Origin of the sequence: Lonepinella koalarum, from assembly GCF_004565475.1 — a bacterium.
Classification (GTDB): Bacteria; Pseudomonadota; Gammaproteobacteria; order Enterobacterales; family Pasteurellaceae; genus Lonepinella; species Lonepinella koalarum.
The window spans coordinates 1-16,490 of record NZ_SRHX01000005.1; the positions used below are offsets into that span (position 1 = coordinate 1).

At 41.2% G+C, this 16,490-nt stretch carries 10 protein-coding genes; 5 read left to right on the forward strand and 5 right to left on the reverse strand.

Features of this window, described 5'->3' with window-relative positions; genetic code table 11:
* The 4 genes from E0709_RS07295 to E0709_RS07310 form a co-directional block, all read right to left on the reverse strand.
* The coding region (locus E0709_RS07295; protein ID WP_135107931.1) for an ESPR-type extended signal peptide-containing protein at nucleotides 1–5,481 on the reverse strand (5,481 nt) is incomplete at its 3' end.
* Nucleotides 5,482–5,930: 449 nt separating this feature from the next.
* Nucleotides 5,931–7,295 carry a patatin-like phospholipase family protein gene (locus tag E0709_RS07300; RefSeq protein ID WP_132302212.1) on the reverse strand — a complete coding sequence of 455 codons (1,365 nt, stop codon included), beginning with the start codon at nucleotides 7,293–7,295 and terminating at the stop codon, nucleotides 5,931–5,933.
* Between the two features lie 89 nt (nucleotides 7,296–7,384).
* On the reverse strand, nucleotides 7,385–7,702 hold the full coding sequence (locus E0709_RS07305; RefSeq protein ID WP_132302213.1) for a helix-turn-helix domain-containing protein: 318 nt from the start codon (nucleotides 7,700–7,702) through the stop codon (nucleotides 7,385–7,387).
* Nucleotides 7,689–8,081, reverse strand: coding sequence for a type II toxin-antitoxin system RelE/ParE family toxin (locus E0709_RS07310; RefSeq protein WP_132302214.1), 393 nt, complete (start codon nucleotides 8,079–8,081; stop codon nucleotides 7,689–7,691). The genes E0709_RS07305 and E0709_RS07310 overlap by 14 nt, the downstream gene beginning before the upstream one ends.
* Before the next feature lie 261 nt (nucleotides 8,082–8,342).
* Between E0709_RS07310 and cysI the strand changes: the two genes are divergently transcribed.
* The 5 genes from cysI to E0709_RS07335 all read left to right on the forward strand — a co-directional run bounded on the left by cysI (nucleotide 8,343) and on the right by E0709_RS07335 (nucleotide 15,100).
* Complete coding sequence (gene cysI / locus E0709_RS07315) at nucleotides 8,343–10,115, forward strand: assimilatory sulfite reductase (NADPH) hemoprotein subunit (RefSeq protein WP_132302215.1); 1,773 nt, start codon at nucleotides 8,343–8,345, stop codon at nucleotides 10,113–10,115.
* A 21-nt stretch (nucleotides 10,116–10,136) separates the two neighbouring features.
* Nucleotides 10,137–11,624 (forward strand): siroheme synthase CysG, encoded by a 1,488-nt coding sequence (gene cysG, locus E0709_RS07320; protein ID WP_132302216.1) that lies wholly within the window; start codon nucleotides 10,137–10,139, stop codon nucleotides 11,622–11,624.
* 21 nt (nucleotides 11,625–11,645) lie between these two features.
* Nucleotides 11,646–13,430 carry an assimilatory sulfite reductase (NADPH) flavoprotein subunit gene (locus tag E0709_RS07325; protein ID WP_132302217.1) on the forward strand — a complete coding sequence of 595 codons (1,785 nt, stop codon included), beginning with the start codon at nucleotides 11,646–11,648 and terminating at the stop codon, nucleotides 13,428–13,430.
* A 75-nt stretch (nucleotides 13,431–13,505) separates the two neighbouring features.
* Nucleotides 13,506–14,834 carry a YeiH family protein gene (locus E0709_RS07330; protein ID WP_132302218.1) on the forward strand — a complete coding sequence of 443 codons (1,329 nt, stop codon included), beginning with the start codon at nucleotides 13,506–13,508 and terminating at the stop codon, nucleotides 14,832–14,834.
* Nucleotides 14,835–14,860: 26 nt separating this feature from the next.
* Nucleotides 14,861–15,100, forward strand: coding sequence for a hypothetical protein (locus tag E0709_RS07335; protein WP_132302219.1), 240 nt, complete (start codon nucleotides 14,861–14,863; stop codon nucleotides 15,098–15,100).
* A gap of 75 nt (nucleotides 15,101–15,175) precedes the next feature.
* Here the strand turns inward: E0709_RS07335 and E0709_RS07340 are convergent, their stop codons facing one another.
* Nucleotides 15,176–16,171, reverse strand: coding sequence for an amidohydrolase family protein (locus E0709_RS07340; RefSeq protein WP_132302220.1), 996 nt, complete (start codon nucleotides 16,169–16,171; stop codon nucleotides 15,176–15,178).
* Between the last annotated feature and the right edge of the window lie 319 nt (nucleotides 16,172–16,490).

Genomic DNA, 16,490 nt, shown 5'->3' on the forward strand with positions numbered 1-16,490 from the left:
ACTGTTACCACCGATAATATCAAAGTGGGCTTGTGTTTGATTAACGGTAACATTGGTTCCTGTATTATCTGCACCAACGGTAAAGCTTTGTAAAGCTGAATCGGCATTTTTCAACGAATCCTTGGTCGCTTGAGAAAGATCTAAAGCATAATTGGTATTTTGACCAGAAGTCGTAGAAGTTACCGTAATAGCGTCAGTTGTGCTATTTACGCTGGTAGTTTTTTCAGAGTCATTAATTGCTTTGGCGACTTGTTCAGCAGTGGCAAAATAATCACCAACTGTTGGAACATCAACCTTGCCAGTCGTCGAATTAACAGTTAAATCTGATTTATTCACAGAATATTTGACAGTTGATGTCGTACCAGTCAAATCAACTGTTGCAGTGGTACCTGTTCCATTAGCAAAACTCACATTGTCGTTATTTTTTACTTGGTCTTTTTGAGTACCATTTTCTTGAATATTCCAATAGGTATTATCAGATGCGGTAGAAACAGCATCTTTTAATTGCGCCACGTTAACAGCATCTGTATCGGCTGAACCCGTTGCCACGTTGGTAATATTGTTGCCACCCATATTGATGGTACCGCCATTGGTAACGGTCAGATTTTGAGTAGTAACATTAGTCGTGGTGACGTTTGTAAAAGTTACATCTTTACTGGTCGAAATATCAATTCCATTGTTAGCAGCGTTAGCCGCAATAACGATATTATCACCCGCAATAAAGTTCGCTATATTGCTCGTTGGGGTAACATCTTTGACTTTTTCGCCGTTTGCTTGAAGTACCCAACCCGCTTGAACTGTAGCATTCAAATTATTGATGTTATTGGTATTGTTAGTGACATTTTGGTTAGTCGCAAATAACTGTGAACCATTAACCGCATCTTTAGAATCTACACTTACGGTACCATTGGTAACGTTGGTAATTTTCTGATTACCCGCATCAATACCGGATTTAGTAATACTTGGACCGCCATTAATTGTTAACCCTGTAGTATTTAACAAGGTATCACCAATGGTGACACTACCGCCACTGCTTAAATCTAAGGTGTTATTTAAATTAATTTGGATTTTGCCATCCGTTACAGTGGTATTTAGATTACTGTTGCCACCCACCACTTCAATTTTTTCACCTAAGCCTTTGGTAATATTTTGACCATCTTGGGCTTGCAAGCCAAAACCTTTGGCTATATCAGCAGCATTTTTACTAATGTTGGCGGTATTGTTAGCAATATTAACCGTATTATTGGCAATATTTTGCGTATTATTACTAATGTTATTCGCATTATTGGCAATATTTTGCGTATTATTTGATACGGTATCTTTAAAGGATTGTGCAATATCTACTGTGATATTTTGACCATTTACCGTGGTATTAACAAAATTCTCTGTACCCGTAATATCAAAGTGGGCTTGCGATTGATTAACCGTAACATTGGTTCCTGCATTATCTGCACCAACGGTAAAGCTTTGTAAAGAAGTATTTGCTTTTGTTAATGATTCGGTTACTTTATCATCTAATTTAAAAGTAACTTTACCATCTTCTGCGCTGGTAACGATCTGATCGGCAGTACCGGCAAAAGTGACATTTTCGGTTAATTTATTGGAGCCGTTAGAATTATTATCACCTAAATAATTTAAGGTTACATTATCCACATAATCTTTATTTGCCGCATCCGTGCCGGCAGTTGGGCTTGCTACGTTGGTAATATTGTTGCCACCCATATTGATGGTGCCACCTGTGTTGACGGTCAGATTTTGAGTAGTGAAGTTAGTCGTTGTAACATTATCAAATGTTGGAGACATTGATGTCGCAATCGAAATCTTTTTACCATCTTGGGTAATATTAATATTTTGACCCGCATCAATAGTAACAGTCTCTCCCATCTGAACATTTGTTTCGCTATTACCAGAAACATTACCCCCAGCTGAGGCGGAAGTCGTGATGTTCCAACCTTTGTTTACGGTGGCATTGGCGGTATTAGCTGTGTTGTTGGCAGTATTCGCTGTAGTATTAGCGGTATTCGCCGTAGTATTGGCAGTATTCGCTGTAGTATTAGCGGTATTCGCCGTAGTATTGGCAGTATTCGCTGTAGTATTAGCGGTATTCGCCGTAGTATTGGCAGTATTCGCTGTAGTATTAGCGGTATTTGCCGTAGTGTTAGCTGTGTTCGCTGTAGTATTGGCGGTATTTGCCGTGGTATTGGCGGTATTCGCCGTGGTATTAGCGGTATTTGCCGTAGTATTGGCAGTATTCGCTATAATAGTTGTTGCGTTTAACTGACTTAAATTAACAGCATCATTATCGGTTGTACCATTGGCGACATTGGTAATTTTCTGATTGCCAGCATCAATACCATTATCCGTAATTGTCACGGTACCTGTTGTGAATGTTTCAGCAGTGACAGATGTAAAGGTTGGATTAGCCACAGTGGCGATTTTGATATTGCCATTGTCATTAGAAATATCAATATTCGTACCATTAACAAAATTTAAGGTTGAATTTGTTTTATTAATTGTTTTGGCATCCACCCCATTGGTTTGTGCGGTCCAAGATTGTAAAGCTGAACTGGCGTTCGCTAATGAATCCTTGGTCGCTTGAGAAAGATCTAAAGCATAATTGGTATTTTGACCAGAAGTCGTAGAAGTTACCGTAATAGCGTCAGTTGTGCTATTTACGCTGGTAGTTTTTTCAGAGTCATTAATTGCTTTGGCGACTTGTTCTGCCGTTGCAAAATAATCACCAGTTTGACCCGCGCTTACTGTACCACTATTAACATTTAAAGTTGTTTGATTAACAGAATATTTAACGGTTGACGTTGTGCCATCAACAGAAACGGTCGCCGTAGTACCCGTGCCATTGGCAAAACTCACATTGTCGTTATTGTTTACTTGGTCTTTTTGTGTACCATTTTCTTGAATATTCCAATAAGTGTTCGCGGAGGTTTCAGACACGGCAGCTTTTAATTGTGCTACATTGACGGCGTCTGTATCGTCTGAGCCGGCGGCTACATTAATAATTTGGCGTTTAACTGTATCTGAACCGACACTCACTGCACCTGCTGTAGGTTTTGTAGCTATAACAGCATCACTTTGAGTTTGATTGGCTGATGTTGGAATATATGGGGATGTAGCGTTAGGGTACTGATCAAACACTCTATTTGCCACACTATTTTCACCAAGGGCAACCCCGCCCGAAGCAGTTACATTAGCATTATTTCCCAATGCCACAGCACCACTGTTAGTAATTAATGCATTATTACCAATTGCAACACTATATGGGCTACTAACGTTAGTATTATTACCCATCGCGATACTATACTGACTATTCGAGGTTGCATTGTCACCGATAACAATTTGGCTGGTTGCCCAGTTATTAGCATTGGCACCGCTACCAAGCACAATGGAATTCGCCGCATTCGCTGATGAGTTGGTACCAATAGCGACACTATTTAGAGCAGTAGAAGTTGCATTAGTCCCTACGACAATTTGATTGGCTTGTGAGCCAGTAGCATTAGCATCTCGACCTAGTACAATAGAATTTTGACCAGTTGATGTTGAATTAGTACCGATCACGATTTCAGACATCTGACCGTTAGCCTTGGCATTGTAACCCAGTGCGATAGAAGCTCCACTGGATGCGGTGGAATTTTCACCAATAGCAACGGATGAACCAATTACATTGGCTGAGCTGGTTATGGTGGCATTATGGCCAAATGCAATACCTCCAGCACTTGAACCGACGGAGGCATTGGTACCAATAGCAAATCCATTTTTAGCGACTGTTGAAGTGGATCCCACAGACGCATTGTCCCCAATGGCAATAGAAGATCCTTGTGTTGCGGCAGATCTTGCTGATGTACCGATTGCTATACTATTATTATTGTTACTACCTGTTACATTCGCATTGGTACCAAAGGCAATATTATCTGTGCCAACATTGTATGCACCACCAATAGATGCATTATAACCAATCGCCGTATTATTATGATTAAAGGCAGAGGCATTTACACCTAACACTATAGAGTTATTACCTGACGCACTGATATTATTCCCCATCACAAAAGTATTATTGCCCGGCACGGTATTATTATTCCCGATACTATAAGACTCCGTACCAGAAACCGTAGAAGGATCCCCAATTGCTCCGGAATTTTTACCTGTAACGTTATTACCCGTACCAATAGAAATGGTGTTGTTGGCTAATGCTTTTGCGCCAGAACCAATCGCTACAGCATTGGTACCGTTTGTTTGCGCGGAAGAACCAATCGCTACCGAATCCGTTTGATTTGCAGTGGCATTATAACCCGCCGCAAAAGAGCGCTCGCTATTGGCGGTTACCTTTGAACCGATTGCCGTAGAATTAGCCCCTAAAGAACGTGCTATATAACCAATCGCAGTAGAATGGGCTTTACTCGCTTGAGCAAAGGCACCAATGGCGGTGGCTTCAATGGCAGTGGTGTTTTGGGTTGTGCTGCTTATTGTTTCACCATTATCACCCGCAGTAGCATATACCCCAATGGCAGTAGAACCATTACTTAATGCTTGTCCATGTACACCGACAACAACAGAACCTATTCCCGATGAGAGTGAGGGACGGTAGTTTGAATAGGTATTAGTAGTAGCATTATAGGGCACATAACCAATTGCTAATTTGAGTGTGTCGTAGTTATAGGGATCATTGTTTTTATTTTCACTAGAACCCGTATCATCACCGCCAATCGCAACCGAACCAAAACCTGTTGCCGTCGCATCATTACCAATAGCCGTAGATTGTGTTCCACTAGCGTTAGTTTGTGCACCTAAGGCAACTGATTGGTTGCCATTTGATTTAGCACTGGAACCAATAGCAATAGCACCCTGTGAAGGAGAACCATTACCAGCAGACACAGCTTTCGCATTTGCCCCAATGGCAATAGCACTGTCACCGCTAGCATTAGACGAATTTCCCATAGCAACGGCATTATTTTGATTCGCTACAGACGCATTTCCTATAGCAATAGCATTTATACCCGTTGAATTTGATGAAGAGCCCATAGCAATAGCATCCGTACCGTTCACTTTAGCATTCCAGCCCATGCCAATTACACCCGTTCCGTTGGTAGTAGCTACATTGGTACCTATAATAATTGAATCCTGATTAGCTGAATTAGAATTCTTCCCTATAACAATACTGTTATTGCCATTAGCATTGACTGTCGTTCCAACGGCAATACTATCTGTTCCACTCGCCGTAGCACCTGAAGAATTGATAGCGCTTCCAGAAGTTGAACCAATCGCAACCACCGCTGATGCGGTTTGAATGGTGGAAAGTAATGAAATTGCCACCGCACTTAATTTAAAACTTGAATGCCACACTGAAGATAAATTATGTTGCTGATTGACAACGGAAGATTTTGCTTTGCCTTGGCTGGAAGCAAGCTCAGAGACAACCACAAAAGAATGGGTCACTTTGCTCCAAATGACTTTATAGATTTTGTTCATAAAATTTACACTTGATTAGTGGTTAGACTATCTTCTTACGACAAGCTAACAATAGCATGATATTCTTACCATTTTTGTTGATATGTTCTAAATATATCTTGATCTTCTAATAAATATTACCTATTTATTAATAAAATCCATGATATTAAAATGTAATAGCTAAATGTTTCCCTAAAAGCATTTAGAAGACGAGTGATATTTAGATCTCATTTTTTGATCTATTGATCTATTGATCTATTGATCTATTGATCTATTGATCTATTGATCTATTGATCTATTGATCTATTGATCTATTGATCTATTGATCTATTGATCTATTGATCTATTATAATATTAACTCATTCAATATGCAAACGATTATATTCGTTTTATCAATCGTGACTATCCACAATAAAAAACTCGTGCGAGTGCGAGTATATGGTGGCTGAGTATTTATAATAACATGTTGATTATTTGGCTTCTTTTAATAACCTCTGATATTCCTTAGACTGATTTAACAAAATTTTAGCAGCTTTTTTCAAATCATTAATATCATTACTTGGCAAGTAAAAAGTGGTTGGCAAGTTCAGCATACGTTGACGAAATTCCGCTTGGCTATCAGGCAAATCACGTAAATTCAAGCTAATAAAATAGATCCCCGCTTTATTACCTTTTATTTTGCCTAATTCTTCATTACGCGCATCCACCACGGCACGGAAACGGTTTAAACTGGTTTGCGATGTTTGATCAATCGGCACATCAATAACCGCAGTAGCTTGATCGGAAAAACTTGGCACGTCGGCAGTTTTATCAATTTCGGTGCTAATTTGATTTTGCGCATTGACACTAATGATAATAATTCGTTTGATATTGCTACTTTTTAACCGCTCGCGAATCGCATTTTCTGGCGACACTTCTTGGGTTTCTAGCAAGCTTTTTATCCCGAGATTATCAGTGAGCCCGCCATCTAATAAATGGATATAAGGACGTTCTTTACTATTGGAATATTGCTGGAGTTGACGAATATATTGCTGGCGAGATTCATCTTGAAGATTACCTTGATCGGCATCTAACGTCGCTTGTAATTCTTTAGCCAGTTGATAATTACAATTCCCCCCGTTGTTATTTAAGGTAAGTGGCGAAAACACTAACGGCACCGCACTGGAGGAGGCGACAGCACGTGCAAGGGGTAATTTGGCGAGATCAAGACACATGGTATCAAATTGTTCTTGAGTAAAATCAAGTCGGCGACCAATGGACATATCGGTGGCGCTGATCACCGCAAAAGGTCCTTTACGTTGGGTGGCTAAATCGCCAAAGGTTTTGTTACCAAATAGCGTGTTTTCAAATTGTTCTTGCAACAAATCACCTCGCCCAAATTGTGGAGAAAACAATCTCGGCATATTGGCAAAAGAAAGGGTTTGGTTGATCATTAATTTTTGGAAATTTTGTTTTAAGAACCTTTTCTCAAAAGTCGGAATGGTCTCTTTGCCATATAAAGAATAATAAATCGCCAACACGGATCCGCCCGAAACGCCATATACCATGTCAACATTGTCAATTAAATTGGTGGATTTGCCATCTAAATTAATCGGATGACGATTTAATTCTTCTAATACGCCATAACCAAAAGCCGCCGCCCTTGTCCCACCGCCGGAAAACATAATGGCGATGATGGTCGAGTCATTAAATTTATCTTGCATGGTCTTTTGCAAGCGATAACCCTTTGATGTATCCACTCGATCAATGGTGGCAAGGGGTTGATATTGTACTGCATTACAAGCAGTTAAAAATAAAGTCGTGCTAATCAGAGCCAATTTATGCAGTGATTTCATGAAATTATCTTCCTTTATAGGGTGTAAAAAAATAAACTTTCCGAAGTATGGCAGAAAGTTTGTTTTTATGGTGTTTCAATTTGGTAATATTAAGCAATGGCGTCAATGCCTTTTTGTTGAACCAAGGTTAATAGTTTTAAAGCAGCCCCTTTCGGCGTTCTGGTTCCCCGTTCCCAAGCCGCAACAATATTTTTGCTGACATTTAAACGATGAGCGAATGCGGTTTGAGAAATGCCTTCTTTTTCTCGGATCTTCGTGATCTCATTGCTCGTGAGTGTTTGAGGTTGTTCTGGTACAAGACAACGTTCATCAAATTCTTTCATCATTTTTTCATCAACCAAGCCATGTTCATAGAGATCCACGATATGTTGGTGGATTTGTTGATCTATTATGTTATTGTATTTCATCGTTCTTTCCTTTATTGGTAAAAATCTCAATCAAAGTTTTCTGTTTGATATGTTGTTCTACAATCTCATGATCTTCCTTGTACATTTTAGCCATTTTTTTTAAGTTGTCTAAAGTTTTTTGGGAGATATTCTCAAGGTCATTTTTCTCAAAAATAGACACAAAAAAGCAATTTCCGCGAATTTTGTAGAATATCAACGAGCGATAGCCTGAAGATCGTCCTTGTCCTTGTTTTGCAATGCGCTGTTTAATCACATTGCTACCCAGATTGGCATCAATCAAGCCTTTTTCTGCCCGCATAACCGCATCAATCAATACACTATCATCAATTCTGTTTTTATCCGCAAAAGCAGCAAAGGATTTGGTTTTAAATAGTCGCATAATTATCAGTGATCTTTCCTGTGAGTGCAATAGGATTTTTACGATAAAAGAACCGTATCATTTTGCCTACAATCGCTTGCAAATTTTGGAATGATGATCACAAAATTGGTGGTTGAATTGTTTCTCATTAGCATTAATGTGGTTTTTATAACTTTTTTATATAATTAACAGCAAAAGGTTATTTCTTTTGTCTATCACTTTTCTTATATGATTAGTCGAATTTATTTTTATTAAGCTAATTTGATCTAGTGGGGGCTATCTATGAGCAACGAACAAAAACCAAAACTTTCCGACAATGAACGCCTAAAAGGCAATAGCGACTATTTACACGGCACGATTAAAGACGACCTTGGCGAGCAGATTACCGGCGGTTTTAAGGGCGATAACTTCCAGTTAATCCGCTTTCACGGTATGTATGAGCAAGATGACCGTGATATTCGTGCTGAGCGTTTAGAGCAAAAACTTGAGCCAAATAAAAATGTGATGTTGCGTTGTCGCTTGCCGGGCGGAATTATTCAGCCTAAGCAATGGCTGGGGATCGATCAATTCGCCACCGAACACACCAATTACGGCTCGATTCGCTTAACCAATCGTCAAACATTCCAATTTCACGGTGTGTTAAAAAGCAATATCAAGCCGATGCACCAGTGGTTGCATAATCTTGGGCTAGACTCGATTGCCACCGCAGGCGATGTAAACCGTAATGTGCTCTGCACGTCTAATCCTGTAGAAAGTGCGCTACACGCCGAAGCCTATGAATGGGCGAAGAAAATCAGTGAGCATTTATTGCCAAAAACCACCGCTTATGCGGATATTTGGTTAGACGGCGAGAAAGTGGCGAGTACCGAAACCACGCCAAAAGCACCATTAAAAGACAGCGTAAAAAGTGGCGATAAAACCGAGCCAGTGCTGGGTAAAAACTATCTTCCACGCAAATTTAAAACCACGGTGGTGATTCCGCCGCATAACGATGTAGATTTACACGCCAACGATTTGAACTTTATCGCTATCGGCGAAAACGGCAAATTAATCGGCTTTAACGTGTTAGTCGGTGGTGGTCTGTCAATGGAACACGGCAATACTAAAACCTTCCCAAATACCGCTCTGCCTTTTGGGTTTATCGGCTTAGATAAAGTGCTGGATTGTGCGGCGGCGGTGGTCTCGGTGCAACGGGACTGGGGCAACCGTGCCGACCGTAAAAATGCCAAAACTCGCTATACCATTGTCAATCACGGCTTAGACAAATTTATTGCCGAAGTAGAAAGCCGTATGGACGCAAAATTTGGCGAGATTCGCCCGTATGAGTTTACGTCTCGTGGCGATCGTATCGGCTGGGTGCAAGGCGAAAATAAAAAATGGCATTTGACCTTATTTATCGAAAATGGGCGTTTGCTTGACTACCCTGATCGTCCGCTCAAAACAGGAATGCGTGAGATTGCCAAAGTGCATAAAGGCGATTTTCGCTTAACCGCTAATCAGAATTTAATTGTGGCAAATGTATCCAGCCGTGATAAGGCGAAAATCGAGAAAATCGCCCGTGAGCATAAATTGATTGATGATAGCGTAACCAAACAACGTGAAAACAGTATGGCGTGCGTGTCTTTGCCGACCTGTCCGCTGGCAATGGCGGAAGCCGAGCGTTTCTTACCGTCTTTTACCGATAAAATCGATGCCTTATTTGTGAAGCACGGTTTAAGCGATGAACATATTGTTTTGCGTATTACAGGTTGTCCGAACGGTTGTGGACGTGCGATGTTAGGCGAAGTGTCGCTAGTGGGTAAAGCACCTGGACGTTATAACTTGCATGTGGGCGGTAATCGCCAAGGCACACGCATTCCGCGTATGTTTAAAGAAAATATTACCGAAGATGAAATTTTAAGCATTATTGACGGCTGGCTCGGCGACTGGGTGGCAGGACGTAACGCAGACGAAGGCTTTGGCGATTTTGCTATTCGCACAGGCATTGTGAAACCTGTGGTCAATGCGGCAGTGGATTTTTGGGATGCTTCCAAAATTGAAATCAAAGCGGCGTGAGAGTAGGGGATTAGTTTAAATATGAATTATTTTCCATTTTTTGCCGAGTTGAAAAATCGCCCTGTGCTGGTAGTCGGCGGTGGCGATGTGGCATTGCGTAAAATTGAGTTGTTGTTGCGTGCGAATGCGAAAGTGTTAGTGGTCGCCAAAGAGTTACATAGTGCGGTCAAAATTTTGCAAGATTCTGCAAAAATCACGCTGATTGCTCAGGAGTTTCAAGAAAATCAGTTAGATAATGTTTATTTAGTGATTGCCGCAACCGATGATACGGCGTTAAACAAACGCATTTTCCAAGCAGCGGAAAGCAAATGCCGTTTAGTCAATGTGGTTGATGAACAAGAGCATTGCAATTTTATTTTTCCATCGATTATTGACCGCAACCCTGTGCAAATCGCTATTTCCAGTGGCGGTGCAGCGCCTGTGTTAATTCGCTTGTTGCGTGAAAAACTGGAAGCCTTGTTGCCGAAAAATATCGGCGTAATGGCAGCCATTGCGCAACGTTTTCGTGGGGCAGTGAAAAGCCGTTTTCTGCATATCACGCAACGTCGCCGTTTTTGGGAAAAGCTGTTTCAATCAGCGGATTTTCAACGTTTAACTGATAATGAACGTATTCAACAAGCGGAAGATTTTGTGAACGAAACCTTAAACCAAGATGATTTGCCACGAGTGGGCGAAGTGTCTTTAGTCGGTGCAGGGCCGGGCGATGCTGGATTGCTCACATTGAAAGGTTTACAACGTATTCAACAAGCCGATGTGGTGCTTTACGATGCTTTAGTTTCCGAGCAAGTATTAGATCTCGTTCGCCGTGATGCGGATAGAATTTCGGTGGGTAAACGTGCTGGCAATCACAGCGTGCAACAAGAAGAGACGAATCGTTTACTGGTGAAATACGCCAAACAAGGCAAACGAGTGGTGCGTTTAAAAGGCGGCGATCCCTTTGTCTTTGGGCGTGGTGGCGAAGAGTTAGAAGTGCTCAAAGATGCAGGCATTGCTTTTGAAGTTGTACCTGGCATTACTGCGGCGCTTGGTGCAACTGCTTACGCTGGCATTCCACTTACGCACCGTGATCACGCGCAAACTGCAATGTTTATTACAGGGCATACTAAACCAGACGGCAAAAATCTGACTTGGAACACCCTAGCACAAGGCAATCAAACCCTTGCGGTGTATATGGGGACGATTAAAGCGGCTGAATTGGCTGAACAGTTACAGGCCCACGGTAGAAAGCCAAATACGCCAGTGGCGGTAATTAGCCACGGTTCATTGCCTACGCAAAAAATCTATTCAGGTGAATTAAAAGACTTGCCAAAACTGGCTGAAAATGCGGCTTCCCCTGCTTTAATTGTAGTCGGTGAAACCGTGGCACTACAGAGCAAATTAGCCTGGTTCGGGCAAGATGCTCAGCAGTTTGTCGGCGATGCGACAGCGTTGAAATTACAAGAAGCCAGCACGGCAGAATTTGCAAATACGTCCGAAAAAATCACCGCATATCAAACAATCGCAGCATAAATTTAATCAAGGTATAAACAGATGAACCCTATTGCGAACGAATTATTACAACAAATCCAAACCCTAAACCCTATTCAACAAGCGTGGCTGTCAGGCTACTGCTGGGCAAAAAGCGAACAAGCAGGCATTGCGCCGAATGCAGTGGCAAGTGCAACTTCCGTTGCTTCAACCGATGCGCAAGTCGCCCAAATTGTACAAGCTACCCCGAAAAACATCACCGTTTTATCAGGCTCACAAACAGGCAATACACGCAAAGTGGCAAACACGCTGGTAGAACGCTTACAAGTGGCAGGATTGCCAGTCAAACACATCAACATTGGCGACTATAAAACCAAACAGCTTGCCGATGAAGAGATTGTGATTTTGCTCACTTCAACCCAAGGCGAAGGCGAACCGCCCGAAGAAGCGGTGAGTTTGCATAAATTCTTATACGGCAAAAAAGCACCGAAACTGGACAAATTGCAATTTGCGGTACTCGGTTTAGGTGATTCCAGCTATGAATATTTCTGCGGTGCTGCCGTGGCATTTGACAGCAAATTAGCAGAACTTGGCGGTACTCGTTTACTTGAACGCACCGACTGCGATTTGGACTATCAGGCAAGTGCCGATGCGTGGATTGAAAAAATCGTCCCTGTTTTAGTTGCTCAAAATCAAGCCACTGGCACAGTTACGACAACCGCAACAACATCAGCGGTTACAGCGTCTAGCTCGTCTATCTATACCAAAGAAAACCCATTCCCAGCCACTTTACTCACTCGCCAAAAAATCACAGGGCGTGGTTCGGATAAAGACGTGCGTCATGTGGAATTTGACATCAGCGGTTCAGGTTTGCACTATCAAGCAGGCGATGCCTTGGGTGTTTGGGCAAGCAATGATGAAGCCTTAGTAGACGAAATTTTAGATGCGTTGAAGTTAGATAAAGACGAAAAAATTGTGAGTAATGGTGCAACCTTGCGTGAAGCCCTAATCAACGATTTAGAAATTACTCAAAACACACCGCAGTTTGTTAAAGGTTATAGCGAATTTGCCGAGCTGCCTGAAACTGCGGTGCAAAATCCGCAAGTTTTTGCAAGTTCTCACCCGATTGTGCATATTGTGAAGCATTACCCAGCCACACTCACCGCTTTGCAATTTGTAGAGCTGTTGCGACCACTCACTCCACGCTTATATTCCATTGCATCTAGCCAAGCAGAAGTCGGTGAAGAAGTGCATTTAACGGTAGGTGTGGTGCGTTATCAAGATGGCGATACTGAACGGCAAGGTTGTGCCTCCCATTATTTGGCAGAACGTGCTGAAGAAGACGGCGAGGTACGAATTTTTGTGGAGCATAATAATAATTTCCGTTTGCCTGAAAATCATGACACGCCGATTATTATGATTGGCGCAGGCACCGGTATTGCCCCATTCCGTGCCTTTGTGCAACAACGTGCAGCAGATGAAGCCACGGGTAAAAATTGGCTTATTTTTGGTAATCCGCATTTTAGTGAAGATTTCTTATATCAAACCGAATGGCAAACCTTTGCCAAAGACGGCTATTTACATAAATACAGCTTTGCGTGGTCAAGAGATCAAGATGAGAAAATTTATGTACAAGATAAAATCCGTGAAAATGCCACCGATATTTGGGCTTGGCTCAAAGACGGCGCACATATTTATGTGTGCGGTGATGCAAATAAAATGGCGAAAGATGTAGAAAAAGCCTTACTTGATGTGATTGCCGAACAAGGCAAATTCACACTGGAAGAGGCGGATGAATATTTAGATGAACTACGCCAAGACAAGCGTTATCAGCGCGATGTGTACTAATTGACCATTCCCCGTCCTTGTTAGGGCGGGGAATGTCAATAATTAACCTTAAATAAGAATGATAGGAGTAAAATAATGGGGAATAACCAAAGTGCCTTACGTTGGTTTAAAAAAGAGGATGGTTGGGCGATTATTATTAGTTTAGGCTTGTTATTAACAGCAAGTATTTTGTATTTAGTTGGATTAAATAATGTATTATCTTATTTTTCGGTTTCTGTGCCGTCTTGGGGGGATTTTGCTCAGTTAAGCGAGAAATTGCCCGCCAAAATTCCCGCGTTTATTTTATTATATGTGTTACTTGCCAGTATTTTAACATTCGGTGCAAAAAAATTAGGCTATAATCAGAGAATCTTTTTCAAAGGGTTTAGTTTATTATATGTGTTGGCAGTGATTATTTTAATTATGAGTGCCAATAAAATATTAAAATCTTGGCAATTGGAAAGTCCTTTGGTGGCATTATTTATTGGCTTACTTATTGGTAATTTTTTAACCTTGCCACCCCGCTTGCAGGAAGCCTTACGTACTGAATATTATGTAAAAATAGGGATTATTTTAATGGGCGCAACCCTGCCGTTTACTATTATTTTAAAAGCGGGTGGTGCGGCGATTGGTCAAGCCTTAATCGTTTCTTTTATTACGTTCAGTAGTATTTATTGGGCGGCGCTAAGATTAGGATTAGATCGACGTTTTGCCGCTTGTTTAGGGGCTGGTGGTTCAATTTGTGGGGTTTCAGGGGCAATCGCCATTGGTGGCGCTTGTCGCGCTAAACAAGAACATGTTTCCGTATCAATTTCTCTAGTGATTGTTTGGGCGGTGGCGATGATCTTTATTTTACCCGTGCTATGTAATGTCCTTGGTTTGCCACCCGGTGTTGCCGGCGCATGGATTGGTACATCGGAATTTGCTGATGCCGCGGGTTTTGCTGCTGCTGAAGCAATCGGGCATGAATCTGCCACACAAGCTTTTACGCTAATGAAAGTGATTGGACGTGATATGTTTGTGGGAGTATGGGCGTTTTTAGTAGCGATTTTATCGGTCACTGTGTGGGAACGTAAATCATCATCTGAAAGTGAGCGTGTTGATCGCGCAGAAATTTGGCGTCGTTTCCCAAAATTTATCATAGGGTTTTTTGTAGCGTCCATATTAACCACGATATTTATTACGATTTTACCTGATGTACAATCTACGGGTTATAGTAAAGAAGTATTATCTACCCTAAAAAATTTACGGGGTTGGTTCTTTACTTTGACATTCTTGAGTATTGGTTTAACCACGCGTTTTCGTGATCTAGCCGCCGTTGGGATAAAACCTGTGTTAGCCTTTAGTTTTGGTGTCGCTATTAATTTACCTTTAGGCTATTGGTTATCTAATCATGTTTTCGTCTCTTTCTGGGAAAATTTGTAGGATTTAAATGAGGGTAATAAAATAATATGGTTAATTTTAAAACCAGTATTAGAAGTAGCCTACCAACGGCACATTTGAGAAATCAAGCGTTGCTACAATTTTTACAGTGTCGCCATTATGCTATTTGCCATCAAGCTGATCAATGGGTGGCTTGTAGTCATCATATTGAAGCAGAACAAGCGAAAAAAGAACTCCGCCAACAGGGATTTTCCGATAATGAATTCCAAATTCAGTTGGAATATCAACGAGAGTGGGGCTTTTTATAAAAAACTCGAACAAATACACCGCACTTTATAGTTTATTCGATAGTGAATATCAAAGTCAAAGTGCGGTGTATTTTTTTATTTAATGGGATCTAAACCTAATACTTTACGCCCATTGATACTGGCAATATTCACCATTTCATCTAAGTTAGGAAAGCGACAGCCGGCAGCGAGTAAACTGAGCTCTTGCCACATATCTCCCTCACACAATGGCACCATGTAGTCACAAATATTATCGGTGCCAATGGCGACCGTGATGCCCTCGGGGATCATTTCATCCGCTGGTGTTAACGCATTATGAAATGGCATTAATTCTTCTTTACGGTTGCTGTCAATCCATGCCATCGGACAGGCGATCATCATCATTTGTGCTTCCCGCATTTTTTGATATAAATTGTAGCGGTAAGTTTTGGAATGTGCACCAATAGAAATCCCATGAATGGCAACGACACGCCCTTGCATCCCATGTTCAATGGTTTTATCACACAGTTGCTCAGTTTCTTTTTCTTTCGGGGTATTAAACTGATCCACGTGAACATGGCACATAATCCCGCGGGATTTGGCTTTATCCAGCAAAATATCCATGGCTTCTAAACCACGACCATAATCTAATTCATCACGATAGGGCAAGCCTCCGATCATATCCACCATATCTGAACCAATATCAAACCATTTTCTTGCCGTAGGCTCAATCACCCCTTTTAGCGTTTGGTTAGCAAATTTCAATACAATGTCACTTTTATATACTTCACGTGCTTTATGGGCGGCAATAATCGCACGATCTTCACACACCGGATCAATATCTACAAAGGTGCCAAACGCCGTCACCCCTTGTGAAATCATGAGTTCAATGGCTTGGCTAAAACGAGCATAATAATGTTCGACCGTTGATGTGCGTTTGACTTCATCCACCAGATCCCATTTTTGTTGTAAATTACAGTTGTGATAAATACTGATTTTTTCCGGCGTCATGGTGAATGCTCGGTCAGCATGTGCATGGGCGTTTACCCAACCGCCTTTTTTGATAATTTCATCTCTGATATAGGTTTTAAAGCTACGAACGTGATTTTTCATAAATATTCCATAATGAATGATAGCATTGAATAGTGCGGATAGGGGGAGCAAACGGTTAACATTCCTGTTAAAGAGAAATGTTTATTAATAGAAAATACGTTAGTCATCAATGATGTTACATTGATAAACAAAGTGGGAATGTTATAAAAAATTCGCGGATTTTTCATTAATAACATTGCTGTCTAGTCCGAGTTGATACTAGACACGCAGTATAAAACTTTATGCTCGAAAAGGCTAGTATTAATCAAAAAATTCGCTGAAAAAACACCGCAGTTTTTTAATCCTAAAAACTGCGGTGTAAATTTTTCTTGTTTTTATT